Origin of the sequence: Pseudoalteromonas sp. Bsw20308 (assembly GCF_000310105.2) — a bacterium.
GTDB classification, from domain to species: domain Bacteria; phylum Pseudomonadota; class Gammaproteobacteria; order Enterobacterales; family Alteromonadaceae; genus Pseudoalteromonas; species Pseudoalteromonas fuliginea.
Genome location: NZ_CP013138.1, coordinates 3,181,347 through 3,206,889 on the forward strand (window position 1 = coordinate 3,181,347; position 25,543 = coordinate 3,206,889).

The 25,543-nt window shown below is 39.5% G+C and carries 21 protein-coding genes; 6 read left to right on the forward strand and 15 right to left on the reverse strand.

Annotation, left to right across the window (positions count from 1 at the left end; genetic code table 11):
• Positions 1-4: 4 nt before the first annotated feature.
• Genes D172_RS14110 through D172_RS14125 form a run of 4 tightly spaced genes read right to left on the reverse strand, consistent with a single transcriptional unit; the run spans position 5 to position 7,800 of the window.
• Positions 5-844, reverse strand: a complete 840-nt coding sequence (locus D172_RS14110) for a GEVED domain-containing protein (RefSeq protein ID WP_007377872.1) — start codon at positions 842-844, stop codon at positions 5-7.
• 11 nt (positions 845-855) lie between these two features.
• A complete protein-coding gene (locus D172_RS14115) occupies positions 856-2,103 on the reverse strand; it encodes a hypothetical protein (RefSeq protein ID WP_007377873.1) in 1,248 nt (415 codons plus the stop codon).
• Positions 2,104-2,159: 56 nt separating this feature from the next.
• A complete protein-coding gene (locus D172_RS14120; RefSeq protein ID WP_237113679.1) occupies positions 2,160-4,085 on the reverse strand; it encodes a Hint domain-containing protein in 1,926 nt (641 codons plus the stop codon).
• Between the two features lie 37 nt (positions 4,086-4,122).
• Positions 4,123-7,800, reverse strand: coding sequence for a PKD domain-containing protein (locus D172_RS14125; RefSeq protein WP_007377875.1), 3,678 nt, complete (start codon positions 7,798-7,800; stop codon positions 4,123-4,125).
• 705 nt (positions 7,801-8,505) lie between these two features.
• Here D172_RS14125 and D172_RS14135 point away from each other — a divergent pair.
• Positions 8,506-9,674 (forward strand): IS3 family transposase gene (locus D172_RS14135; protein ID WP_420713787.1). Its coding sequence is split into 2 segments (ribosomal slippage): positions 8,506-8,752 and positions 8,752-9,674, totalling 1,170 coding nucleotides; the frame shifts between segments, so codons are not numbered across the junction.
• Between the two features lie 386 nt (positions 9,675-10,060).
• Here D172_RS14135 and D172_RS21945 read toward each other — a convergent pair.
• Positions 10,061-10,498, reverse strand: a complete 438-nt coding sequence (locus tag D172_RS21945) for a transposase (RefSeq protein WP_420713811.1) — start codon at positions 10,496-10,498, stop codon at positions 10,061-10,063.
• 206 nt (positions 10,499-10,704) lie between these two features.
• On the opposite strand from D172_RS21945, the gene D172_RS14145 reads away from it, so the two are divergent.
• Complete coding sequence (locus tag D172_RS14145; protein ID WP_007378947.1) at positions 10,705-11,103, forward strand: flagellar basal body-associated protein FliL; 399 nt, start codon at positions 10,705-10,707, stop codon at positions 11,101-11,103.
• 3 nt (positions 11,104-11,106) lie between these two features.
• Here D172_RS14145 and glpG read toward each other — a convergent pair whose 3' ends face one another.
• From glpG to D172_RS14175, 6 genes are all read right to left on the reverse strand, one after another.
• Positions 11,107-11,925, reverse strand: a complete 819-nt coding sequence (gene glpG, locus D172_RS14150; RefSeq protein WP_007378946.1) for a rhomboid family intramembrane serine protease GlpG — start codon at positions 11,923-11,925, stop codon at positions 11,107-11,109.
• Positions 11,922-12,239 (reverse strand): thiosulfate sulfurtransferase GlpE, encoded by a 318-nt coding sequence (gene glpE, locus D172_RS14155; RefSeq protein WP_007378945.1) that lies wholly within the window; start codon positions 12,237-12,239, stop codon positions 11,922-11,924. The genes glpG and glpE overlap by 4 nt, the downstream gene beginning before the upstream one ends.
• Before the next feature lie 334 nt (positions 12,240-12,573).
• The gene (gene tdh, locus D172_RS14160) at positions 12,574-13,599 is read right to left on the reverse strand and encodes an L-threonine 3-dehydrogenase (protein WP_007378944.1); all 1,026 of its coding nucleotides are present in this window, start codon (positions 13,597-13,599) and stop codon (positions 12,574-12,576) included.
• Between the two features lie 50 nt (positions 13,600-13,649).
• Entirely contained in the window at positions 13,650-14,843 is a 1,194-nt protein-coding gene (locus D172_RS14165; RefSeq protein WP_007378943.1) for a glycine C-acetyltransferase, read from the reverse strand.
• 169 nt (positions 14,844-15,012) lie between these two features.
• Positions 15,013-15,576 carry a D-glycero-beta-D-manno-heptose 1,7-bisphosphate 7-phosphatase gene (gmhB, locus tag D172_RS14170; protein ID WP_007378942.1) on the reverse strand — a complete coding sequence of 188 codons (564 nt, stop codon included), beginning with the start codon at positions 15,574-15,576 and terminating at the stop codon, positions 15,013-15,015.
• Positions 15,576-16,634, reverse strand: coding sequence for a glycosyltransferase family 9 protein (locus tag D172_RS14175; RefSeq protein WP_007378941.1), 1,059 nt, complete (start codon positions 16,632-16,634; stop codon positions 15,576-15,578). The genes gmhB and D172_RS14175 overlap by 1 nt, the downstream gene beginning before the upstream one ends.
• Before the next feature lie 122 nt (positions 16,635-16,756).
• Here D172_RS14175 and D172_RS14180 point away from each other — a divergent pair, with 122 nt between their 5' ends.
• Entirely contained in the window at positions 16,757-17,485 is a 729-nt protein-coding gene (locus tag D172_RS14180; RefSeq protein WP_007378940.1) for a 3-deoxy-D-manno-octulosonic acid kinase, read from the forward strand.
• An 11-nt stretch (positions 17,486-17,496) separates the two neighbouring features.
• Here D172_RS14180 and D172_RS14185 read toward each other — a convergent pair whose 3' ends face one another.
• Both D172_RS14185 and D172_RS14190 read right to left on the reverse strand, forming a co-directional pair.
• Positions 17,497-18,582: a glycosyltransferase gene (locus tag D172_RS14185; protein ID WP_007378939.1), complete on the reverse strand. Its 1,086-nt coding sequence runs from the start codon at positions 18,580-18,582 to the stop codon at positions 17,497-17,499.
• Positions 18,579-19,652 carry a hypothetical protein gene (locus tag D172_RS14190; protein WP_007378938.1) on the reverse strand — a complete coding sequence of 358 codons (1,074 nt, stop codon included), beginning with the start codon at positions 19,650-19,652 and terminating at the stop codon, positions 18,579-18,581. The genes D172_RS14185 and D172_RS14190 overlap by 4 nt, the downstream gene beginning before the upstream one ends.
• A 211-nt stretch (positions 19,653-19,863) precedes the next feature.
• Here D172_RS14190 and D172_RS14195 point away from each other — a divergent pair, with 211 nt between their 5' ends.
• On the forward strand, positions 19,864-21,369 hold the full coding sequence (locus D172_RS14195; RefSeq protein ID WP_007378937.1) for a capsule assembly Wzi family protein: 1,506 nt from the start codon (positions 19,864-19,866) through the stop codon (positions 21,367-21,369).
• Positions 21,370-21,496: 127 nt separating this feature from the next.
• Here D172_RS14195 and hldE read toward each other — a convergent pair whose 3' ends face one another.
• Complete coding sequence (gene hldE, locus D172_RS14200; RefSeq protein WP_007378802.1) at positions 21,497-22,936, reverse strand: bifunctional D-glycero-beta-D-manno-heptose-7-phosphate kinase/D-glycero-beta-D-manno-heptose 1-phosphate adenylyltransferase HldE; 1,440 nt, start codon at positions 22,934-22,936, stop codon at positions 21,497-21,499.
• Positions 22,936-23,526 (reverse strand): SIS domain-containing protein, encoded by a 591-nt coding sequence (locus tag D172_RS14205; protein ID WP_002961065.1) that lies wholly within the window; start codon positions 23,524-23,526, stop codon positions 22,936-22,938. Before D172_RS14205 ends, hldE begins: the two co-directional genes overlap by 1 nt.
• A 182-nt stretch (positions 23,527-23,708) precedes the next feature.
• Between D172_RS14205 and waaA the strand changes: the two genes are divergently transcribed.
• Entirely contained in the window at positions 23,709-24,992 is a 1,284-nt protein-coding gene (waaA, locus tag D172_RS14210; RefSeq protein ID WP_007378801.1) for a lipid IV(A) 3-deoxy-D-manno-octulosonic acid transferase, read from the forward strand.
• On the forward strand, positions 24,989-25,537 hold the full coding sequence (locus D172_RS14215; RefSeq protein ID WP_002961067.1) for a DUF1415 domain-containing protein: 549 nt from the start codon (positions 24,989-24,991) through the stop codon (positions 25,535-25,537). Before waaA ends, D172_RS14215 begins: the two co-directional genes overlap by 4 nt.
• Positions 25,538-25,543 lie beyond the last annotated feature (6 nt).

The following is a 25,543-nucleotide window of genomic DNA, read 5'->3' on the forward strand; positions in this document are numbered from 1 at the left end:
CCTATTACTTCACGTAAAGGAGGTAATCTTCTACCTCTCCGGAGTCTACTTCTTTACATGCATCATTGCTGCCACCCAAGTAATCCATGGTAACGCGCATTTTCGTCATGCCCTTTTTTGCACCTGTTGGTGGGGTAATTTCGACCTGAGTTGCTTGCTCAGAAACACCAGCAAACAAGGTTTCTTTTGTATCGTTGAAATCACCGTCTTGGTTCCAATCAATAAACACATGCCAAGTTTCAGGGTATGCTTCTGCACTACTAAATCCCGGGGTTAATGTTAACTGGTAGCTTTTATCTGCATATATTTTCGCGGTATCGCCAACATAGTTACTGTAAAAGGTGTTGCTGCTGGCGTTCTCAATATTGGAAAACTTCACCGATTGGATGAATTCGTAGGTTCGCTCACGAGACTTTGTCGTACAATAGTTTGGCATTGTAGGGGTGACCATAACAGCACTGATCCGATAGTCAGACGGGATCTGAAAACAAGAGGTAGTTGGTAATTTACCCGCAAACCAATTCTTAGGATTCGCATTATCTTCGTCACCAAAGGTGAGGTATTTAGCATCTCCCCTAAGGGTATTATTTTCGTATAACATCACTTTTTTAAGATCCGTTATTTTCTCATCGTTTGGAATGGGGGTTGTGGGGTCGAAAATATTATCAGAGACCTCAACCAATAATCCTGAATAGCACTTTTCCAACCATTGAAAGCGACCTAACGCTTGCTGTGGTGTGAGTACATCTCGAGATTCAAATAAAGTCGTATTCGCTTGTACTGATGGCAATATTATGGCAGCAAACGAGGTAATTAATGTGCTGGTTAGCATGACTTTTAACATAGTCTTATTCCTTATAATTCTAGCCATTTACGGTCATATTGATGAACGCGGCCACGAGTCTGTAGCTCTCTATCACGGCAATAATTGCCTATTGGATTACGCTTACAAAAATCAACGGCGTCCGCCAAAATAAAAGAGTTAAAGAGTGAATTATCGCGAATGGTTTCTAATGCAGTTCGATGTGAGTTATTCAACTCACTGGCGTAGTAATTGAGTACGTTATCCGCACGACGATTATCGAGAATTGCCTGCACCCAATCATCACTCATGTTTTTGAGCGCCAATTTAGTCAAGATGCTTTTAGCTGGGTACACATCATCAGGTATTAAAGGAGATAGACTTGGCCCTGAATCGGTGTAACTTTGTGTCAATACTCTACCGACGTTATATTTATCCAAGGTATCAAACTGAGCAACGTAGTTGGTTTTGATGTAATCGATGCTGTTTTTAAAAACATCAAAGCATGGTGTCGGGTTTTCCATAGTACAGTTGACGAGTTGATTTGGGATCACCTTCAAAAGCTCTATCGGGTCGCCACCAAACTGTAATGCTGAAACCGTAATTTTGATATTACGTTTCACGTCTTCGTCTACTTTTTGCAATTTACCACTGACATTGACTTTACCAGCCCAATCTACACCAAGCTGCCCCCCCCATTTTACTTTGTCTTCGTCATTTTTATATTGGAACTTGAGGTTGATCATCACTTGAGATCCATATTCAATCGCTGACACGAACTCATTACCAATATTATTGAATTTGTCTCCTGGATTAGCATTGGCCAAATCAAGCGCGGCTTGTGTAGGTTTAAACCCTGTTTGAGGATCTGCAACTAACAGCCGTTTTTTTGGCTTTAAGGAGAGAAATAGTGTGTAAGTACCGGTGTAGTTATCTGCAGTATTTTGTTTTGCGTAGCTTGCGCCAACCCCCACTTTTATTACGGGAACATCAAGGGCCGCTCCTAAGTTACCATCAAGCATACTCGATAGTTGGCTATAACTCATGTCAACACCGACAACAAAATCCATTTCAGTATTACCATAGGTTTCATCTACTTGACCAAGTACACTTTGCAGTGCATAAAAACCTTCTTTTTCACTGTGGTAAGCGGTACCTAGCGTGACTGAATCTAAGTCAGAGTTACTTGCTTGAGTAGCAAAGTTAAAATTGCCTATTTGCTCAGCTGCGGTTGAAAAACTACAGGCAAAAAAAACCGCTACCCCCATGGCACGTGCCAATGGAGAATATGTAAATTTCATATTTAATTCCTTACAGAGAAGTATGGCCTTTCGAATAGAAAGGCCTAGTGGCCTGATTAATCCAAACTGTTGATGTAGTCAGTTTTCCACTTTTCAGGAAGGCGTTGAAGAATCTCTTCTTCTGACATGCGAATATTCTGATCTTTGTAGTTCAATTCGTCTTGAGTAGCCAAATCCCCTACCGCCATGCCGTTTGCAAACATTGCAAAATTACGAGACTCAGCGAATTTCGAATTTTCTGTAGGCGCCAGTTTCAAATTGTAGATTTTGTCTTTGTACTTCTCTTTTGTTACATTAGTAACAAGCACAGAACCTGTTTCCGTAAGAATACGATCACCTATTTGCAGTTCTTTCGCCCAAATAAGACCTTTATTAGAGGTAGAAATTGGGTGGGTTTCAGTTGTTAAGATATCAGAGCCATCAGCGCCTTTTATGCGATACATCTTAATCGCTTCAATTCCTACTGACACATCAATAACTTGCATAGGTTCTTTAACTTGAGTATTCGAAGCTAGTGCACCTAACACCAAATCGCCTTTCGCAATATCTTCAATAGCGCGTTGCTTGCCATCGGCCATAGTGATCATTGTGCCGGTTGCTAAACAACTGTAACCAAGCTTCATCATAGGCAACACTTCACTATAAAAGTTACCAAAACGCGCTGATGTCTCTGACGTTAACGATACTTGGAATGCATTCGCGCCACCACGTCCCTTTTTAAAGTACGGATAACCTTTAACAGCAAATGTCATATACCAGTTTGCTTGGGCGATATTCGAGAAAAGTTTGGCATTGCCAAAACGACCTTCTGAACGCGGGATGTTCCAACGGATGATCGACTCTTGGTTTGCACTATCAACTTCAAATTCTAAATAGTCAGAAAATTGTTTAACTGTATTTTCGAGTCCTTTGTAGCTTTGCTTTGTCGCGCCACCATAGATACCTTCTTGTAAATAGATATTTGTTGGCTCATCTATACCGTTTGGTAAATCACCTATAGTTGGATAAATATCAGTGATCTCGTGAGGAATGCGTAATTCACCGTTGAATGGGATGTTTACATCCGTAATTTCGTTAGGATCTCCAATTTGATCAGCGGCGTAGTCACAGTCTGCATGACTACGGTTTAGACAGATTTTAATAACAGCATCATTGTTTTTATCGATAGGTGCAGTTGCATTGTATTTTGGACGTGTGTCCAATGATGAACTGATCCCAACGTTAAGTGCAGATACTGGAGCGTCGCCCTTTGCAGCTGGTGAAGCAGAGCCATAAAGTGCTTCAAAATGCTCCCATGAGAAGGGGTATTCAGTATACTTCATCGTTGTACTGATGGTGCCATCTTCTTGCTCAAGTTCCACATATGAACTGGCATAAATGGTATCTAAATTTGGGAAGTTTGCCTTCAATGATTTCAGTGAAATAGTCGAAGTTGCAAGCGTGTCTTTGCCATACAACACATTAAATGTAGAGCCTAAAGGAGCAAGCTGATTGCCGTTTGCATCTTCTAATAATAAGTCGATGTAAGTCGCTTTTGTACCGCCAAAACGTGAGCTTTTTGCACGTACAATAATATATGGCTCATTTGTATCTGATGAAATGGCTAAGTTCATATCCAAGAAGAAATGCGCTTCTTTGATGATATCGACTTCAGCTTCACTAACCGGTGGCACTTCAGACGTTGTCATGTTCATTTTTGCTGATAAATGCTGTCCTTTAGCTATATCTAGCGTTTTATGTAGTTGCGGATAATCACTCTCAATACGATTTGCTTTTATCAATCGTGACTTTGCCAATTGATAGTGCTGTGGATTTGACATATCTAGCTTGCGGATCCCAAATTGATCCGGCTGTGTTACCGCTGTGCCCTTCGTTGCTGCAGGCCCAGACTTCTGTTTTGACGCGGTGGTAACTTGTTGTTCATTAATATAGTTGCTAGCAGCTACCGCGTTACTGATTGCTAAAGCGATTGCAAGCGGCATGAGCACCTTTTTATTTAGTTTTTTCATGTTATTTTCCTTAATTTTTATAGATTTCGACAAGGTAGTCTTCAATTTCTCCGCTCCCCGAGGTTGCGGCACTGCTATAGTCAGAGCAAGGATTGATACTATTTACTCTACTAAATCCGTAATACTGCAAAATTCTCATACGAGTCGTCGTGATAGGCTGTGACAACTTATTGCTTAAAATGCTAAATTCCCCTTCAACATAACCTTTACCGTAGTCTTGGTTAGTCTGGTCGAAGTCCATTATTAAAAGCTCTGATTTGTCGTTTCTCCAGTCACCATTACCAAATTGACCATCACTATTTAAATCAATCCAGACATGGTAATTCTCAGCGAATATTTCACTGCCTGCATAATCGGCTTCAATACGGTAGGTATTACTCTGTGTGGCATATAGTTTGATTGGATTATTCGGGTTAACCACGCCAGATTGCTGCGCATTGCTAAACGGACCATCTTGATTGAAAATCACTTTACTTATGTGTTCATAGTCGGTGAGATCCACCGCCGTGCAATATTCAACAGGTTGTGCTGATTTAAGCTCTAGCAGCATATTTTTGGTGCCAGTAACTCGGCTTCCCCAATCATCCCACAAAGGTTTGTCGTAACTAATAGTTAAGCTAGCGGTATAGGTTCCAGCAGCTTGATATGTATGCTCTGTGTCTTGGCCAAAATTACTGCTTTGTGTAAGTGTTGTGCCGTCTCCAAAATCCCAAACTAGAGTAACATCGGGATCCCAAGCTGCATTTTCAGGTTTTGTGGTAGTGTTATTAAAGCTTACCTTAAACGTACCATCTGCTTGTTCGTTTACTGTATAGCTCACTTCAGGAGTAAAATTGCTCTCGCCAATTTTTACCGTTTCACTGGCCGATTGCGTACCATCGTCATGTTCAATTGTGAGTGTAATAGTGTACTCACCATCGGCTTGGTAGGTGTGCTGAGTATTTCTAACCGAAGAGTTATCGCCATCACCAAATTGCCACTGTATCTTACTGTTTTGAGGCATAATACTTTGATCTGTATTTACAGAAATAGTGTTACCAGATCTTTGTGGTGTAAATTTTGCTGTGATTGTCGTATCAAACTGAACTTGTTTGTTCCAACTTCCTATCACTTTGCTGAATCTATCATACGCTTTTAGTTCTACCTCATAGTTACCAGACTGCACATATCTATAAACAGGAGATTTTTCGCTACTGGTGGTGCCGTCGCCAAATTTCCACTGCCAACGCTTAACACGCGCATCTACCGTGCTGTTATCAAAACTCATTTGATTAACACCTTGGTTAGCGGTAATTCTCAAATCAGCAGGGTCATTGTTTTCAATTAGTTTAACGGTGTAATCTTCAACTTCCCCCCAAGACATATCCCCACACGCTGATTTCACTAAACCAAATGACACCATAGTACGAATGCGGTAAGTTTGGTTTAACTCGCCACTCAATGATATCTCGCCAGTCAATTGTGTCTTCGTGCTTCCATAGAGAACGAGCTCTTCAGTCTTGTGGAATAAACCATCATTGTCTTTGTCTAACCAGACATAAAAGTTCTTTGTTTTGTCTTGAGTATCAGGATGTGATGCTGCGGTTAGCGTTACATTGAGTGCTTTACCGTCCTCCACGTCGACGATATTGTATGAGTAGTCACTGTAATTGCTTGAAGTAGAGTCATTTTTATAGTTATTTAACGAAACTGACGATAAGTAATACTTACTATGATTAATGCCTTGCGCTAGACAATAGTCGTCAAAAACGTCAATAGGCAGCATGAAAGTATCTGATTGACCAGAAGGGTCGATAGCCGTAAGTTCAATGTTGTATTCGCCTGCAATAGCAAAGTTATGTTTAGGCTCAAAGACGCTACTTTGCAAACTGCCATCACCAAAATTCCACTGCCATTGCCAGCCCTCGCTGTTGGCAGCCGTAACTTGCTGACCATCTTTACGGGTCAAATTTTTAAAATCAAAGGCCAAAAATTGACGGTCATAACCAAGTTCGCTTTCGAGTCCACGGTCAACTTTCAGACCAATACCTACTTGCGCAAACGCCTTACGTACATGGTTTTGTAATTCAATGATTTGCCATTGGCTACCATCTTGCTTTTTAACCCCATCTTGAGTCAACTGATCACGTACCGTGTGGGTTTGTCGCATTACACAATCTGCGCCAGTAAGATAATTACTATTGCTGGTCCAGCAGTTTTTATTTGCGTTAGCAAACAGGATAAAGGAATATTTTGTATTCCAAGGTGAGGATTCATTATCTAAATCAGTTGTAGTGAGATAGTAAAAAGCTTTGTTAAATACCCCTGCGCCATGATGAGAAGTTACTGAGTCATCATAGTCATCAACATGATCAATTGAATTTCCATCGAGCGTAGGTGTTTTGAAATAACGCAGTGCATCATCGAGGCGAAATGTTTCGTGATTGCTTTTCCAATCATTGGTTCCCAAGTAAAAGAATTTAGCTGCTTCACCCGCCATATCAGAAAACGCTTCATTAATAGCACGAGCCTGTCCTGTCAGCATTGACTTTGGCGTATTTGAGCCAAATTCCTCAGTAAAACCATGAGCGATTTCATGCGCAACTACATCTAAGGAAACCATAGGATAGAAGAGGTAGTCACCATCACCAAAATATACCTCGCCGTTTTCGTAAAATGCCTGATCCATGTTAAGACCATAATGGACATTTTGAGTTATCTTTTTATTAAAGTAAGGCTTATGCCCAAGGTAAGCTTCAAACATTAAATTCGCTGTTTGTCCATGATGATGGGCATCATTCAAGGCAGAGCGAGCACCGTGATATTCTTTATAATTGTTACGAGTTGAATCTGAGCAGTTGTAGCTATAAGGATTATTAACTTGCGCTGTGCCGTGATTATAGTTTCTAGTCTCAACGTTTTTTGCATCAAATAAACAGGTGGTTTGCTGATTGTCAGTTTCCATTGCAACAACAAAAGTCTTTGGTGGATAAGAAACATAATCCGCTTGCTTATAATCTGGACGTGAAACCTTGTCATTGCCTGATGGGCCGCTTCCTCCCTCATAAACGATCCGCTGTAACACATCGGATTGGCTGATGAGTTCGTTTGTCGTTAAGTCTATAAAAGAGATGATTCTTTGTGGTTTAAAGGGCCCTGACTCGAAATCGGTGAAAAAGGCAATTTTAGCAACGTGCCGTGCTTTTCCTTGAGTATCTATATAAATGACTTCCTCTGCTGATTTACGCCTAAAAACTCTGGGGCGTTCATTATTAAACTGAGAAATTATTGAATCTAGAGCTACACTTAGCTGTTCTTCTGACGCGGGAGTTAGAGTTGATATATCTTTAGCAACGTTAACAATGAGATCGCCATAAACTTGTTCAACTACACCACTCTCGTCAGTCAGTACAACAAGGTCTTGATTCCAAATAGGAATATTTTGGTACTTTTGGGTAATTGTATGGCTTTGCTTGGTTTGACTAATTTTGCTTTGGTGAAATGTAAGCGTGTGACCTGAGTATTGCGCTGCAAATACTTTTAGCGCGAGTAGATAGTTTTGATCTGAAGCATCACTAAATATGGATTGTTTTTTTTGTAAAGTAGGCGCAATTTTTTGCGTGTCGTTAAATAAAGATACACGTTCTGTTGCATGGCAATGCATACTTATCGCTAATGCTAAAACGCAAAGAGACTTTAATCCTTTCATATTAACTCCATAAGTATTTGAAGATACCTTTCCACTTAAACGCAATGACTCAATAATTAAAACAGTCGAGCGAATAAGTGCTGTTAAGAATAAAACCCTACATTAGTAACCAAATTAAAACAAGTAAATAACATAAAATAAATAAAAACTTAACGCGGAATTCACAAATAAAATTGGGAATTAATTTTATTTTTTTTGTTCTGTTTACTTAACCTATTATTATTGTTGAATAAATCCAAACTTTTTGAGAACAAATAAAGATGTGAAAAAACTGTACGATACGGAGCACAGTCATCATTTTGTAATTTACAGTGAATTTGAAAACTGAAGCGTTAGCTAGCCATTTTTGTATTGGGATCATTGACGCAATATTGGGGAAGTAAAATGAGAAATAAACGTCGTTTTAGGTTGGGGGATTGTAAAATAATCACTCTGGTAAAAAGACTAGAGCCATTTAATCTTTCAGGATTAAAGTTTGCTTAACCCAGACGAAACCCTTCAGGCGGCGTATATTTGGCATTTATACTATTTTATCGCCTATTTATGGGGGATAACCACATGCAACTTTACCTAAAAGCCAACATACAGTTTATCTTTATAGTACATAACAACCCATATAAGTAAGCACAGCAAAAGCATACTGACGTGGTTTAATGGATTCGACTACCCCAGTTAAGAGATAATCAACTTAACTGGAGATCGATAATGACAAAACGTAAAAAGTATTCCAAAGAATTTAAACTTGATGCTATCGCATTAGTTGTTGAGCAAAACTACTCACAAGCAGAAGCCTCTAGAAATTTAGGGGTAAATCCCAACATGCTTGGTCGCTGGATAAAAGAAGCTGAAAATGATGATGGGCATGCTTTTAGAGGGAACGGTAATTTAACCCCTGAGCAAGAAGAGATCAGAGAGCTAAAAGCGCAAGTGAAACGCCTAGAAATGGAGCGTGAAATATTAAAAAAAGCGACGGTCTTCTTTGCCAAAGAAACGAAGTGAAATATTCGTTCATAACCCAATACAAGAAGACCTGGCCTGTGGCGACAATGTGCCGAATACTGGGTGTAAAAAGTAACAATTACTATAGTTATCAAAAGCGATTCTCAACTAAATCAGAGGATCCAACACATCAAGAAATGATTGATTGTGTCAAGGACATAGCGCACTTCAGTGATAATACTTACGGTGAAAGGCGTATTCAGAAAGTCTTAAATGCACTCGGTTTTCCGGTGAGTCGTTACAAAACAGCACAGCTAATGAAAGAGGCAAATGTCTGGGTGCGTTATAAAAAGAGATACAAAGTGACAACGAATAGTGAGCATAATAAGCCTATTTATCCCAATGTACTTGAGCAAAACTTCAACGTTGAAGCAGCTGATCAAGCCTGGGTACAAGATATCACTTATGTTTGGACTGCAGAAGGTTGGTTGTATCTGGCGGTAGTGATTGATTTATATTCGCGCAAAGTCGTTGGTTGGAGCATGGGCTCACGAATGAAAGCGCAGCTTGTCTGTGACGCACTGACTATGGCGATGTGGCAACGCCAACCCAAAACAGGGTTAATTATCCATTCAGATCAAGGGGTTCAATATGCAAGCCACCAATATCGTAAATTGCTCAAGTCAAATGACTTCATTGGTAGCATGAGTAAGAAAGGCTGTTGCTGGGATAATGCTGTTGCAGAAAGCTTCTTCGGTAGTTTGAAGCAAGAGCGCGTGCATTGGAAAAACTACCCAACGCGTTATGAGGCTCAACAGGATGTAATGAATTACATCTGTATGTGGTACAACAGTCGTCGCTTACATTCGTACTTAAATTATCAAAGCCCAAATGACTTTGAAGAACGAATCGAAACATTAGATATGGTTTCTTAACTAGGGTGACTGAATTTAGTTGACCACGTCATACCTTCGTAGCTATTTCTCTATATTGCTTAATTCGATCAAATGCATTGCCAACCAAGTGCCTATATTTTTACGTACACCAGTCAATCTTTTCATTACCGACCAAGCTGTTACACTTACGTGGAATAAAAGGTGTAGCGCTGTTATTACAAACGAACGCTCTCAGTTTTTCACTATCGTAGCCTTTATACCAACCTGCATAAATCTTTGATCAATTTAACGAATTAAATTGCACTATAACGTCGTTAAAAATTTTTTATTTAGAACAACTAGATACAAAAATTTTTGCCTAGTTCTAGCGTAATTTTCTTAACGTTAAATAGACCCCATATATAAGCAGATTGGTATTGCACTGTTTACTGGGAAGTTAGCTTCGAGTGACTCTGCATGGAAGGTATCTGCGTATTTACACAGGATAATTCATAGTAAACAGGTAACTCTCTGCTATCTACTGCAAGGTGAATTTTTTGTAGACCCACCTCGACTTTTCCGATTGATTCATTCTCTGCGATTCTTACACCGCAATTATACTGCTGAGCCATAACAATACTGCCATAAATAAAGACCTGATCCATACAAGTATCGCGAGATAATATGCGAAACAATTCGTTCAAAATATCTTTTTTAGACCATAAGCTAAACCGACTCCATATGGCACTCCATGCACTAAAATAAGAAGTCAGATCTCGCCATTGAATACCTGTGCACATATTATATAATTTGCTTTCAAGCGTTTTTCTATGATCAAGCTGATTATAAATTCGACCGCTTAAGCACATTACTTTTGATAAGATATTCCATGACGCCTATAAACATTAATCTTGGTATGAGGATTCGGTGTATCGTTTTTTAGCGAGTTCAATTATGCCTTTCCTTCATGCTATTTATTTTTCATACCGCAAAAATCAACATACCCTAATATAAATAATTGTTTGGCGCTGTTTATTACCTATTATTAAGTATAAACTATTTACAACAGGTTTTAGGAAACGCTTAAAATATGAAAAAAATAGTATACGCAGGTCTTTTTACATTCTTGGTAAGCGTAATAAGCTTTACGGCACGTGCGGAATCAACCGTCGGTTATTTTGGCTTTGAGCCAGATATAATCACTAATTATATAGGTGCATCAAGTAAAAAAATGGGCTATGTGCGTGTCACTGTCGATTTAATGCTTAATGATACTTCAGATATTGCCGTAGTCGAACACCACACACCATTACTGCGTGACGCTTTAGTAGAGATTTTATCTAAAGAGCCAGAAGAAAAAGTAAAATCTCTCACTGGTCGTGAAGAAATACGCGCAAAGTGTGTAGAAAAACTTAAGAGCCTGTTAAAAGAAGAAACAGGACAAGAGATCATCCGTGAAGTCTTGTTCACTAAATATTTATATCATTAGTGTTTAACGTTTTGCGTTAAATATTTTGGCGGTGTAGGCAAAAGCCATACCGCTAACTAACCCACCTAAATGCGCCCAATTAGCCATACCTACAAACAATACATCAGCAAACCCAAGCACTAACCAAATCAACATAAAGCCAACAATAGCCGTACTGACTAGCGCTGGCTTGTTAGGGTTTAAAAAGCTGTGTATCCAACAAAAACCGAGCAATCCATACACCACGCCGCTTAGCCCACCAAAATTAGGACCAACCATTAAATATTGTGCCCAATTACTAATCAGTGCAGTCACTAAAAACAAACCTATTAAGCTTAGTTTTCCGCATTGCTTTTCGATATTATCACCAAGCGACATCCACCAAATTAAATTAAACACTATATGCATGGCGCTAAAGTGAACGAGTGCGGGGGTTAGCCAACTAAGTGGTTGTGATGGGTTAAATTGCAGAGCGGTATAAATTTCATTAAATCCACCTAATAAAAAAGCAACATAAATAACAATACTCAATATGCTAACTGTTTGATTAAGCCAGCTTAGCGCTTTAAATCGCGCCATTAAATTAAGTGATTGCCCTTGATATTTAAGCGGCGATTGAGTGCTACCTACATCCCAAGACGCTTGTTGATAGCGTTCATGATTAGGGTTTTGTGTAAATTCAGCCCATAGCGGCTGAACTTGATGAAAGTCCTCCTCAAGCACACTAATAATGACATTACTGCCATCTGCTGAGTGTATCTTTGCATCTAGGCCTTGGCTTTTTAAATAATCTATAAAGCCCTGTGCGGCGCGCGGGTTATTTAAACTGCCAAGTTCTATCATCGCTCAACTTTCTCGATATAAGCCGCTTCCCAAGCTGTAAAGCCGCCATCCATACTGTAAACGTCTTCAAAACCTTGCTCAACTAGATAGCTAGCTGCGCCTTGTGAGCTCATACCGTGATAGCAGACAATAATAATTGGCTGATCGAATTCTTTTTCCATCATAAATTGTGCGATATTACCGTTAGAAAGTGCTTCTGAGCCTGGAATGCGACCGGCTTGATACGAATTAGGATCGCGAATATCTGCAATTACCACGTCTTCTTTATCTAAAAGCTCTAACGTTTGCGCTATAGAAATATGTTTAAATGCCATTGAAGTCTCTTTAATTAATAGTATAAAAAAGGCGGCTAGGGCCTGTTTATCTTTCGAGGTTAAATTTGCAGCAGTATGTTTGGTATTTAGGCAAGGCTGAGCCTATGTAGTGTGGTTATTCCCCATAAATAGGCGATAACGTAGCACAAATGCCAAACATACGCTGCCCGAAGGGTTCTGCCTAGGGGCAATTTACTCTTTGTTGCTCGGTTTTTACTTAGCCCACTAGGTCACAAACCTCGCGCCGCGATTAAATAGCCCCTAAATTGAACAAATTTTAATCCTGAAAGGTCAACAGGCCCTAGAGCCGCCCTTCTTGTAATTTAGTGAGGAACTAATCCCAGTTTAAAATCACTTTACCTGACTGACCTGAAATCATCATATCAAAGCCAGCTTGGAAGTCATCCACAGAATATTGATGTGTAATGATTGGGTTTAAATCAAGACCAGATTGAATCAAGCTTGCCATTTTGTACCACGTTTCGAACATTTCGCGACCGTAAATACCTTTAATCACTAAACCTTTAAAAATAACTTGGTTCCAGTCAACTGCCATATCAGATGGTGGAATACCTAGCATGGCAATTTTACCGCCGTGGTTCATATTATTAAGCATTGAATTAAACGCGCTTGGCACACCTGACATTTCAAGGCCAATATCAAAACCCTCTGTCATACCTAAGTCTTTTATTACATCTTCAAGCTTTTCATTGGCAACGTTTACAGCGCGTGAAGCCCCCATTTTACGTGCTAAATCTAGGCGGTATTCGTTTACGTCGGTAATTACAACGTGGCGAGCACCAACATGTTTTGCAACGGCTGCTGCCATAATACCAATTGGGCCTGCACCAGTAATAAGTACATCTTCGCCAACTAAGTCAAACGATAGTGCGGTATGAACTGCGTTACCAAATGGGTCGAAAATAGAAGCCAGTTCGTCAGAAATGTTATCTGGAATTTTAAATGCGTTAAATGCAGGAATAACTAAATATTCGGCAAATGCACCTTCACGGTTTACACCTACGCCTGTTGTATTTCGGCATAAATGTACACGCCCAGCACGACAGTTACGACAATGCCCACACGTAATATGACCTTCACCCGATACGCGGTCACCTACTTTAAAGCCACGAACTTCCTGGCCCATATCAACGACTTCACCAACATACTCGTGACCAACAACCATAGGCGTTGGAATGGTTTTACTTGCCCACTCGTCCCACTTGTAAATATGTACGTCGGTACCACAAATAGCTGTTTTGCGAATTTTAATCAGTAAGTCGTTGTGACCCACTTCTGGCTTTGGTGCATCTGTCATCCAAATGCCCGGTTCTGCTTTTAATTTAGATAATGCTTTCATAATCCACACTCAACTAAAAAACCGAAGCGAGGCTTCGGTTTAAAATAAAATTAAATAACGCCCATTTCTTTACCAATACGGGTAAATGCATCGATAGCAATATCGAGTTGCTCAATACTATGCGCCGCTGAAATTTGTGTACGAATACGCGCTTGCCCTTTTGGTACTACAGGGAATGAAAAACCGGTTACGTAAATGCCCTCAGCAAGTAGCTTATCAGCCATTAACGAGGCTACTTTGGCATCTCCTAGCATTACAGGGATAATTGCATGATCTTTACCTGCACACGTAAAACCAGCAGCTTCCATTTGCTCACGGAAATATTTAGCATTTGACCAAAGTTTAGCGCGAAGCTCGCCGCCATTTTCAAGCATTTCAAGTACTTTAATTGATGCAGTAACAATTGAAGGCGCTAATGAGTTTGAGAACAAGTATGGGCGTGAGCGCTGACGTAACCATTCAACAATTTCTTTTTTACCTGATGTATAACCACCTGAAGCACCGCCCAGCGCTTTACCTAATGTACCGGTGATAATATCTACACGGTCTAATACATTACAGTACTCAGGTGTACCCTTACCGTTTTCGCCAACAAAGCCAACTGCGTGAGAGTCATCTACCATTACAAGCGCATCATATTTATCAGCTAAGTCGCACACAGCTTCTAAATTACAAATAACGCCGTCCATAGAAAACACGCCATCGGTAGCAATTAGTTTAGTTTTAGCGCCTGCTTCATCTGCTGCAATAAGTTGTTTCTCAAGATCAGCCATGTCGTTATTTGCATAACGAAAACGCTTAGCTTTACATAAACGTACACCGTCGATAATTGATGCATGATTTAATGAATCAGAAATAATAGCGTCTTCTGCGCCTAAAATAGTTTCAAACAAACCTGTATTTGCGTCAAAACATGAAGAATATAAAATAGTATCCTCTGTTTCTAAAAACGCACTGATTTTTTGCTCTAGTGTTTTATGGATATCTTGAGTGCCACAAATAAAACGTACTGAAGCCACACCAAAACCATGATTATTTAAACCATTTTGCGCCGCTTCAATTAACTCTGGGCTATTAGCTAAACCTAAGTAGTTATTAGCACAAAAGTTGATTACTTTACCTGATGCAACTTCAATTTGAGCTTGCTGCTGGGACTTAATAATACGTTCGTTTTTATACAAACCTTCGGTTTTTACGTCTTCAATTTGCTGTTGTAACTGGCTAAAAAAAGCAGATGCTCTCATCTAGGTTCTCCATCTATTTGAACGGGTAAACAACCGCACTTTCGCGGCTGTTTATTATGCGGGGTATTGTAAAAGTTTAATGAGTAAAATGCACGGTTTGCAGTTCGTCGCAAACGCCCTAAACTGGAAGTAATTCCTGCCAGTTTACAGCTAAGTCTATTTAGTTTATTTATGTGTTTAAAAGTGCAGGTAAACTGCTTATAGAATCGATAATTAAATCAGCTTCTTGCTTAGCGCTTTCATCAAATCTTTGCCCTGAACGCACTAAAACGCGGGTCGTTATGCCTGCTTTTTTCGCAGCCTGCATATCACTGAGTTTATCGCCCACCATGATACTGCAAGCAGGGTCGATGTTATGCTCTTGTATGCCTTGTAATAACATACCTGGCGCAGGCTTTCTGCAACTGCACTCTTTCAAATATTCAGGGCGCGCTTTTTTAGGGTGATGCGGGCAAAAATACACATCGGTAACTTCAATGCTGTGGGCACTAAATTGGTCTTTCATCCACTCGGTCAGTGCTAAAAAATCAGCTTCGCTGTAATAACCTCGACCAATTCCAGATTGATTAGTGACGATTATGATTTTATAGCCTGCATCGTAAAATGTTTTACAAGAGCTAAAAACACCGTCAATAAATTCAAATTTATCGCTTTGATACACATAACCATGATCAACATTTACCACGCCATCTCGGTCTAAAAAAAGCGCTTTATTTTTTTGTTGTGTATACATTACAAAGACTCTTTTTGTACAACATGATCAAACATCGCTTTTACATCATCAACTGTAATTTGGCTCATTAAATCATCGCCTTTAACGCGCGTCCCCCACGAGACTTGTTTTGCCGTTTTACCAGTTTGCTTAAGCAAATTTTGATGATAAACCTCTACCACGTAGTCTTGATATAAGTAAGGACCTGTGCGTGCTGGATTTGAATGTGCATACAAACCTATAACGGGCGTACCAACTGTCACCGCCATATGCGCAGGACCCGTATCGGGCGCAAGCACTAAGCTGCCACGCTTTAACACGCACAACAACTCTTTGAGTTTTGTTTTACCCACCAAGTTTAAAATCGGCGTGTTGCTGTGCTCAATAATGCTATTTGCTAGGTTAATTTCAAGCTCTGTTGGACCACCCGTCAATACCACCTTAAAGCCTTGCTCGCTTGCATAATCAGCCAATGTGGCATAACGATCAGCGAGCCAATTACGCTGTGCTTTACTAGCTGCGGGCGATATTACTAATAGTTTATTAGTTAGGTATTCTGATGTTAATAACTCATCTGCAACCGCTTGGTCTTGCTCGGTATATGGCATGTTCCAACTCGGTTTATAATCAGCAACACCAATGGCTTTTGCAAAACCTTTAAAGCCTTCAAGAACGTGCGCCTGAGCTTGTGGCTCTATTCGTTTATTAATAAATAAGCTATGTAATTCTTTTGAACGAGCCCAATCGAACCCTATTTTTACTTTTGCAGGAACACAACGCGCTACAAACCCAGCCCTTAATGCAACTTGCATATTAAGAAGCACATCAAATTTTTGGTTGTTGAAGCGTTGCTTTAAGCTTTTAAGCGCTGCTTTGCCTTGCTTTTTATCAAATACCACCAGCTCAACACCCGGTAAGTCAGCAAGTAACATGGCTTCTATTTTGCCAATTACCCAGGTGATTTTTGCATTCGGGTGTGCCTTTTGAATAGCTTGTACTGCACTCACAGCATGACATACGTCACCAATGGCTGAGAGTCTTAATATACAAATAGATGAATAATTAGGAGCTTGAGTCACACATTCCCTTAGGTATTAAATACAAAAGCCGATCTTAAATTATAATCACGCTATTGCAAGCACTTATCCTGCGCTTTAAAACGCGCTAATATAGGCACATTATTTAGCAATTACGCAGAGCTATGTTTAAACAACACGTGCAAGGCAATCACACTGTATTAAGCCACCCTAAATACACGAGCCAAATTACTCTCGATTGGTTTGATGCAAATTATTGGCAACAACGAAATAAAATTGTGGGCGCTAAAAAAGGCCGAGCAACTGCGTGGTTTTTTAAACAAGACGAATTAACAGCCGTACTGAGGCATTATTGGCGTGGCGGTTTAGTCGGTAAATTACTAAGCGATCAATATTTATACCCAGGGCTTGAACAAACCCGTGTGTATAAAGAGTTTAGCTTAATGAGTAAACTTATAGAGCTTGGTTTAAACGTACCAACCCCTGTTGCAGCTAAAGTAACCCACAGCGGATTAATTTACCGTGGTGATATTATTACCGAGGCTGTTAAAGGCGCTAAAAGTGTACTTGATATATTAATTGAACGCCCATTGACTGAAGATGGGTTGGAGCGCATTGCTAAAACAATCGCGCTATTTCATTCAAAAGGTGTGTATCACGCCGATTTAAACATTAATAACATTTTATTTAATGATACTGGTGATGTGTATATTATCGACTTTGATAGAGGTGAAATAAGAGCGCCTAACCCACAGTGGCAACAAAGTAATATGGCACGCCTTGAGCGCTCATTTTTAAAGGAACAAGGTCGAAACAAGCCATTCAATTGGCAAGCGAGTGACTGGCAAACTCTGCACAGCAACTACCTCAAAGCGCTCGCCAATATCAGTTAACCTAATATAAGTTAATTAGCCAATGCTAAATACTGCAGAGCAACCTGCTCTGCCTGTACTTGTTTTAAAATATCTGCGTTTTCTACATTTGGCTTATCTGCTAGCACCTGCTTAACGGCATTGGCTAATGCCTCACTGTGTTGAACGGGTACTAAATATTTACTCAGCTCGCCTGTTAATATCTCGCTTGGTCCAAATGTACAATTAGTACTAACTACCGGAGTAGCCACTGCTAAAGCCTCAATTAATACCGTTGGCAGCCCTTCAAAATCAGAGCTCAAAACCAAAGCTTTGGCATGCTGAATCCAGTTGTACGGGTTTTGTTGAAATCCAGGCACTACTAACTGTTTATCTATGCCATATTGCTGTGCAAGCTTTAACGCTTTTGCAGGTTTATTACATAAAAGGACTAACTTGTATTTTTTATCAAGCTTTGCAAATGCTGCAAATAATATATCGTGGCGTTTTTGTTTGGCCAGCCTTCCTACATGAATTAAGTAAGGCTCATTTGGGATGTCGTTATTTTTCTCATTTGCTTGTTGGTTTATTTTTTCAAAATCGAACGGGTTATAAATAGTCGCGATTGCACTTGGGTTAATTAAATCCCCTTGTGTTATTTCTTTTTCAACACCCTTTGATACGCAAATAAGTGATTTACCATTTAAGTTTTGCTTACTTTTTTTAAGGTATAAATATGAAAATGGACCTAACTTTTTTTGACGGGCAAGTTCTGCATTGACGGAGTTATGAATAACAAAGTGAACATTTTTGATATTACTAAGCGCGAGCAAGTTATTACTTCTATCAAGATTAGAAAGCACTAGATCAATATTGCCAATCTCGCTTTGTTTTTTTTCAAACCACGCTTCTAATCGCAAAATACTGTTTTTTCGCTGCCAGAATCTATCTACTTTAGATGCTCTATCAGGAAAAAGGCTATCAACTTTAACTATATCAGGAATGTCATACTCAGCGTTGCTCGCAAGAGATAATATAGTGACGTTGTGCTGTAGTTTCGCCATTTTTTCAGCCAAAGTAAGCATTACTTTTTCAGCACCACCACCTACTAGTGAATCAATTACAATAATGATATTCATAAAGAGGATCCATCAAGCATATTTTTCACACCATTAGTAATAACATCATAGCTGTGTATATTTTCAAGCTGAGCATATTTACTAGTTGTCTCATTATAAAAAGCCACCTCTATAACTTTCTCTACTTTAGTCACTATGTCATCAATATTAAGATTTGCTTTTAATACAACCCCCGTATTAATGCAGTGGTCTAAACGTGCATTTTGATCCTTAGATATTGCACATGCAACAGCAGGTGTGTGCACGGCAATTGCTTGTAATAAGGTGTCACCACCACTTAGCAATGCGACTTTAGCTTGGCTCATTAATGCTAAAAACTCAGTATTTTGCAAACTTTTGATACAAAGAATGCTATCAGAACTTGGGATCGTTTTACTATAATTTTGGCCAAATACAACAACGCCCCTCAAACCCGTTTGTTTAGCAATTTTAAGCGCAGCTTCAAAGTAAATATCGGCGCAATTTTGACCATTTAGTGTGTGACCGCCAGATCCTGCATTAACTATAAAATAATTTTTTAGTTCTAAACTATATCGGCTCAACATCTGTTGCTTTTGCTCATTGGATGCAAAAGCAACAAATGGGCCCACATTACGTGGACGCACTAAAGGAAATATATCTAACTTAGCATTTTCAGCCCAAGTTAATGGCTCTATACAATAGTCTGGCTGGACAACCCAATGTACATCAATCAAATTGATTCTATTAAGCTTTAAGCCTTTTGCTCGTTTTTTAGCATGTTGAGAAATAAAGACTACTTTTGCACCTACCTTTTTAGCCGCTTTCATATGCCCTGCTCGTCCGGCACAATCAAAAATAACAACGTTAGGCTTAAATTTTTCAATGACATCGCACACATAATCCAGCTCTTTGGTCGCTGAATGATCAAGTAGTGTCGTTTCGAATGGGCAGCTTTTTGCATAAGCAGCATGCTTATTTAATATAAAATGAATATCGATAGAAGCGTGAAGTTCATCCTGTAAACTTTGAGCTAACAGCAACGAGCGCATATACTCACCAATGCCTTCTGGTGATGATACTGGAATAAATAAAAGTCGTTTGTTGCTCATTGCATTCTCAATTTCCTATTTAACCCGCAGTATATCAACCACATCGTTATTACGATAGACAGGTTACATTTTTATACATTAAATACCCCCTATTTTGTCTATTATTTGCTGCAATAGACGCCTGAGGTTGATAAACTTAGCCGCAATCTAAATCACAAGGATCTGAACTTTGCGAAACAGAATTTTTCTTCTTTCTTCTCTTTTTTGCGCAATGAGCGTATCGATTAACGCTGAACCATGGGTAAAACCAGATGACTACGGATTAAGAGCTGACATTCAACAATTAGCCGATGCCGGCGTTATTTTAGCCCCTGTAACCACTTACCCACTTATGTGGAAAAGTTTTATAAGCGATGTTGATAGTATGCCGCTTGAGCAATTAACACCAAGTCTACAAGATGCATTGTTACGTGTTAAACATCGATATAAATCCGAAAATAGTAGCTCGCATAGTCTTCAATTATCAGCTTTTGCAGCTACAGATCCAATTGTAGCAACAAGCTTTGGTGCAACAAATACACAAGAAACAGAGCTTTCAGCAGCTTATGCTTATTTAGGCGATAACTTTGCTGCTAAAGTCGCTGTAAATTATAGAAAAGACGGTAAAAAATGTTTAGCCGATGGAAAAACGGCTGACGATATAGTTACTGATCAGCAAGCTTTAACAGATTGTAACGACACTTCACTTGACGATAGTTACTTAGCTTATCGTTTAGGCAATTGGATTTTTAGAGCCGGTGCTGTTGAACAATTTTGGGGACCTGGTGTTGATAACAGCTTAATTATGTCTGGTAACGCGAAACCTTTACCTGCACTAAGTGTAACCAGAGAAAAAAGTACTGCTTTTGAAACACCGTGGCTAAGCTGGATTGGTCAATGGGGCTTTACCGCACAAATGGCTAAACTTGAGTCTACACGTGTAATTCCTGATGCTTTACTTTGGAGCAGTAGATTAAATATACGCCCAATACAACAATTAGAAATTGCCGTTAGCTGGTCTGCACAATGGGCAGGAGACGGACAACCAGGATCTGCTGGTGACTTTATTGATGTAGTTACAGGACAAACAAGCTGTATTGATGGAAGCGATAGTTGTGATAGCCAATTAGAGTCAAAAATAGGTAATCAATTAGCAGGCATAGATATTCGCTGGTCAGATACACTTTTCAACCAACCTTATGCTGTATATGCCAGTACGATTGGAGAAGATGCCAGTTCACAATTTAAACCCGCTGATAGAGCCTACTTATTTGGTGTACAGACAACACAGCGTGTATATGATCAAAACTTATTAATAAATGTAGAGTATATAGATACAGGTGTTTCATGCCAAGCTGAATCAATAGTTGAAAATTGCTACTATGAGCATTCAGATTACAAATCGGGTTACCGTTACCACGGTCGCACTATTGGCTCTACTTATGATAACGATGCACAGTCAGTTGTTTTAACCCTATTAGGTCAGTTATCTAATGGAGACGATTGGCAGGTAAAATTGCGCAGTGTTGATTACAATAGCGATAACCGAGATAGTTACCCAAATAATCCTGACTTAGGTAACACCATTACTAAAATAGGGTTTAACTCTAAGCAGCTAGAAATGCGTTACAGAATGCTTTCTATGGGAGGGCGAGTCACTTTAGGTGCTTTTGCATCTAACAACGACGGTGCTGAAAACGATACATCAGCATTTGCCAAGTACGAATATAACTTTTAATACGTTACTGTTAATAAAGTAACGTATTAAAGTTACTGTTAATAAAGTAACGTATTAAATGTAAAAAAGGGATGAAAACAGTGTTTTCATCCCTTTTTTGTATTTTTTAAGCAAACTAAATCAGTAATTACTGTTTAATTTTACTAATTACTTTTGATGTTGAGCACCCATCTAAGAACTCCAGCACTTCAACTTTTCCGCCATGGCGCAGCACATGTTCAGCACCGGCTATTTGCTCTACGGTGTAGTCGCCACCCTTAACTAAAATATCAGGGCTTATTTGCTCAATTAATTTAGCTGGAGTGTCGTTTTCATCTAGGCTACCAAACGGAATAACCCAATCAACTGATGAAAGTGCACTAAGTACCATTGCACGCTCATCTAGCGGGTTAATAGGGCGTTCTGGCCCTTTTAAACGCGTAATAGATTCATCATTATTTAATCCAACAACGAGCCTATCGCCTCGTGCTTTAGCTTGCGCTAAATAACGTACATGCCCAGCATGTAAAATATCAAAACAGCCATTAGTGAATACAATAGTTTCGCCGTTTTGTTTTGCAAATTCAATATGCTGAAGTACATCATCAAATGGTGTTTGGTAATGCTCACCCGTAGTATGTAAATACTGACCAAGCTTGCGGCTTAGCTCTTCTGGCGAGACAGTTGCAGCCCCAAACTTACTCACAACGATACCTGCGGCTAAATTAGCAATTTCGACAGCATCTTTAGGTTCCATGCCAGCACCAAGCATAACAGCGAGTGTAGCTATAACCGTATCACCGGCCCCGGTTACATCGCTTACTTCAAGCTCTTGCGCTGCAAAATCAAACTTTTCATCTGCACTAATAAGCGACATACCTTGCTCAGAACGCGTAAGTAACATGGCTTTAATGCCATTTTTGCTTATTAAATCACGCGCACTTGCTGCTAAAGCTGCTTCTGAATCGGTTTGACCACCCGCTAACTTAAACTCATGTAAATTAGGCGTAATGTAATCAGCACCTTCATATAAATGTAAATCTGGCGATTTAGGGTCGATTAAAACCGTTTTTCCCGCGCCCTTAGCAAGGCTTACCATCTCTTTAATTAAGCTTAAAGATCCTTTGCTGTAATCAGAGAACACTATAAAGTCGTATTCATCAAGTACAAGCTCTAAGCGGTTTAATAAAAGCTGGCTGTGTTGCTCGGTAAACGTTTCTTCTAAATCAAGTCGGACTAGTTGTTGATGGCGGCTAATAACACGCATTTTTGAAATAGTCGGTAAATCACATACACTGACTAATTGTGAGCTTATTTTTTCACCTTTTAGGATGGTCTCTAAAATTTGCCCGCTTTCGTCCTCACCAATTAAACCCAATAAGCCAACTTTTGCATCTAACCGCGCTATATTTTTTGCAACGTTAGCTGCGCCGCCCGCTTTGTCTTCAAATTTACTTACTTTAACAACCGGTACTGGCGCTTCTGGCGAAATGCGACCAGTATCGCCATACCAATAACGGTCTAGCATTACATCGCCAACAACTAATATTCGTGCCGCTGATAAGTTTTTTAATAACGATAAATCCATTACTGCTGCTCCGCAACAACCATATCCATGGCTTCACATAACCAGTGACCTATAAACATGTGAGCTTCTTGAATACGTGCTGTTTCGTCATTTTTTATAATAATAGGTAACTTAGCAATATCTTTTACTTTACCGCCATCACGCCCCGTTAATGCCACAGTAAAAGCGCCTAGTTTATTTGCAGCTTCTAATGCTAAATTAATATTATTACTAGTACCTGATGTGGTTAAACCAATAACTAAATCTTCTGGCTTACATAACGCTTGAACTTGGCGCTCAAACACCGTATCAAAGTGATAATCGTTGCTGTGCGCTGTTAAAATAGAAGTGTCGGTGGTCAATGCCATTGAGGCAAGCGGACCACGCTCTAATTTGTAACGCACTACAAATTCTGCTGCTAAATGCTGTGCATCTGCTGCACTACCACCATTACCAAACCAAACAATCTTGCCACCAGCTTGTAATGCACTGTGGCATGCTTCTAACAGTTGCATAGATTCTTGATGATAAGCCTCCATCGTTTCAAATAATGCCTGATGACGGTTTAATGTTTCAACGTAGCTAGTTGCCACTGAATCGATAATTGACATGAAAAAATTCCTCTTGGAACTGAAATGGCAGGAAAAATTAAATTCATTATTCCATAATTTTATTTAATTGTGTGTATTTTATCTGGTTATAACTGAACCCAGACCATATTTTATTACGAGTATGTTTAGAAAACGGCTATTTCACGGTAAACTAACGCCACCTCCCTTTAAGAAAGATCAGTATGGCACGCATTTTTTACTCATTTGCATTAATTATTATTAGTCCACTGATTGTATTTTATCTCTATATTTTACGAGGTAAAAAAAACCAAGGCTATCGTACACACTTTAAAGAGCGCTTTGGGTTTGTCAGTAAGTCTTTATTTACGGTTAAAACTAAACCTTTAGTTTTTCATTGTGCTTCTGTTGGTGAGGTACTTGCCGCAACGCCACTTATTAAAGCTTTGCAAAAAGCGCATCCAAACTTAAATATACTTATAACCTGTAATACTCCAACAGGCAGAGAGCAAATACTTAGCCAGTTTAAAAATACTGTAGCGTGTAGCTATTTACCAATCGATTTTCCGTTTGCGACGGCTCGATTTTTAAAGCGTATAAAGCCACAAGCATTATGTATCTTAGAAACCGAGCTATGGCCAAATTTAATGGCGATAAGCCACAAAAAAAACATACCAGTACTTGTCATCAATGCAAGACTCTCTGAAAAGTCGCAGCAGGGCTATCAAAAGGTCGCTAAATTAACGCATATTATTATGCGCTCAATTACGGTACTTGCGAGTCACAATAAAACAGATGCTAAACGCTTTATTGAACTTGGTCTTGAAGCTTCAAAAAGCCATGTAACAGGCTCAATAAAATTTGATATAACACCAAGTGAAGAGCAACTAGCTAAAGTACTCAACCTTAAACAGCTTTATAGTAGTAATGAACGCTTTGTATGGGTGGCAGGCTCAACACATCCTGTTGAGCATGAGCTGGTACTTTCAGCCCATCAAGAGTTACTAAAAAAACAACCGAACGCATTACTTATAATTGCCCCGCGCCATCCAGAGCAATTTGACAAAGTGGCAGAGCTTTTAACGCAAAGCCCACTTAGCTTTAGCCGTCGTAGCCAAAATAACTATAATAATGAGCAAGTACTTCTTGCTGATACGCTTGGTGAATTACAGTGTTTATATGGCGCTGCAAATGTGAGCTTTATTGGTGGCAGCTTAATTCGCAGAGGTGGGCATAACCCACTGGAATCAGCAGCGTTTTCGGTAGGTGTAATAACAGGTCCACACACATACAATTTTGACCATGTTTATCCCGAGCTAACAAAGCTCAAAGGTGCTGTAGTGGTTGATAGTAACGACGAACTCGCAAAGCAGCTTATAACGTTTAGCCAAAACACAAAAGCGTGCCAAACCTTAGGTATTAAAGCTGCGCAATGCGTAACTAAAAACCAAGGTGCTATACAAAAAACACTTACCATTATTAATCAATATTTAGAGCCAAAACCGTGACCAACATAGCTATAAGCCAAACCCGCGAATGGGTATCATCTGTTATTGTTAAATATAACTTTTGCCCGTTTGCTCGAAAAGAAGTAGAAAATAACTGTATTCATTACATAGTAAGCTCAGCAACGAGTATGGATGATGCTGTAATGGATATGCTTGAGCAATGTGTTGAGCTTGACCGTGAACCAGAGCGCGAAACAACCCTTATCATGTTTGACAACGGCTTTAGTGACTTTGAAGACTTTTTAGACTTGGTCGATTTAGCTAATGCACTTTTAGTCGCGCAAGGCTTTGAAGGTAAGTATCAAATCGCTAATTTTCATCCTGACTACGTATTTGCTGACAGTGATGAAACCGATGCCGCAAACTACACAAATAGAGCGCCCTTTCCTACATTGCACTTAATCCGCGAAGCAAGTATGAGCGAAGCACTTGATAGTTATAACGAGCCTGAATCTATTCCTGAGCATAATATAAATCTAGCAAGGCGTAAGGGGATTGATTTTTGGCAGCAGTTACTTGAAGGCTGTAAAAAACCGAGCGCTTAAATGCTC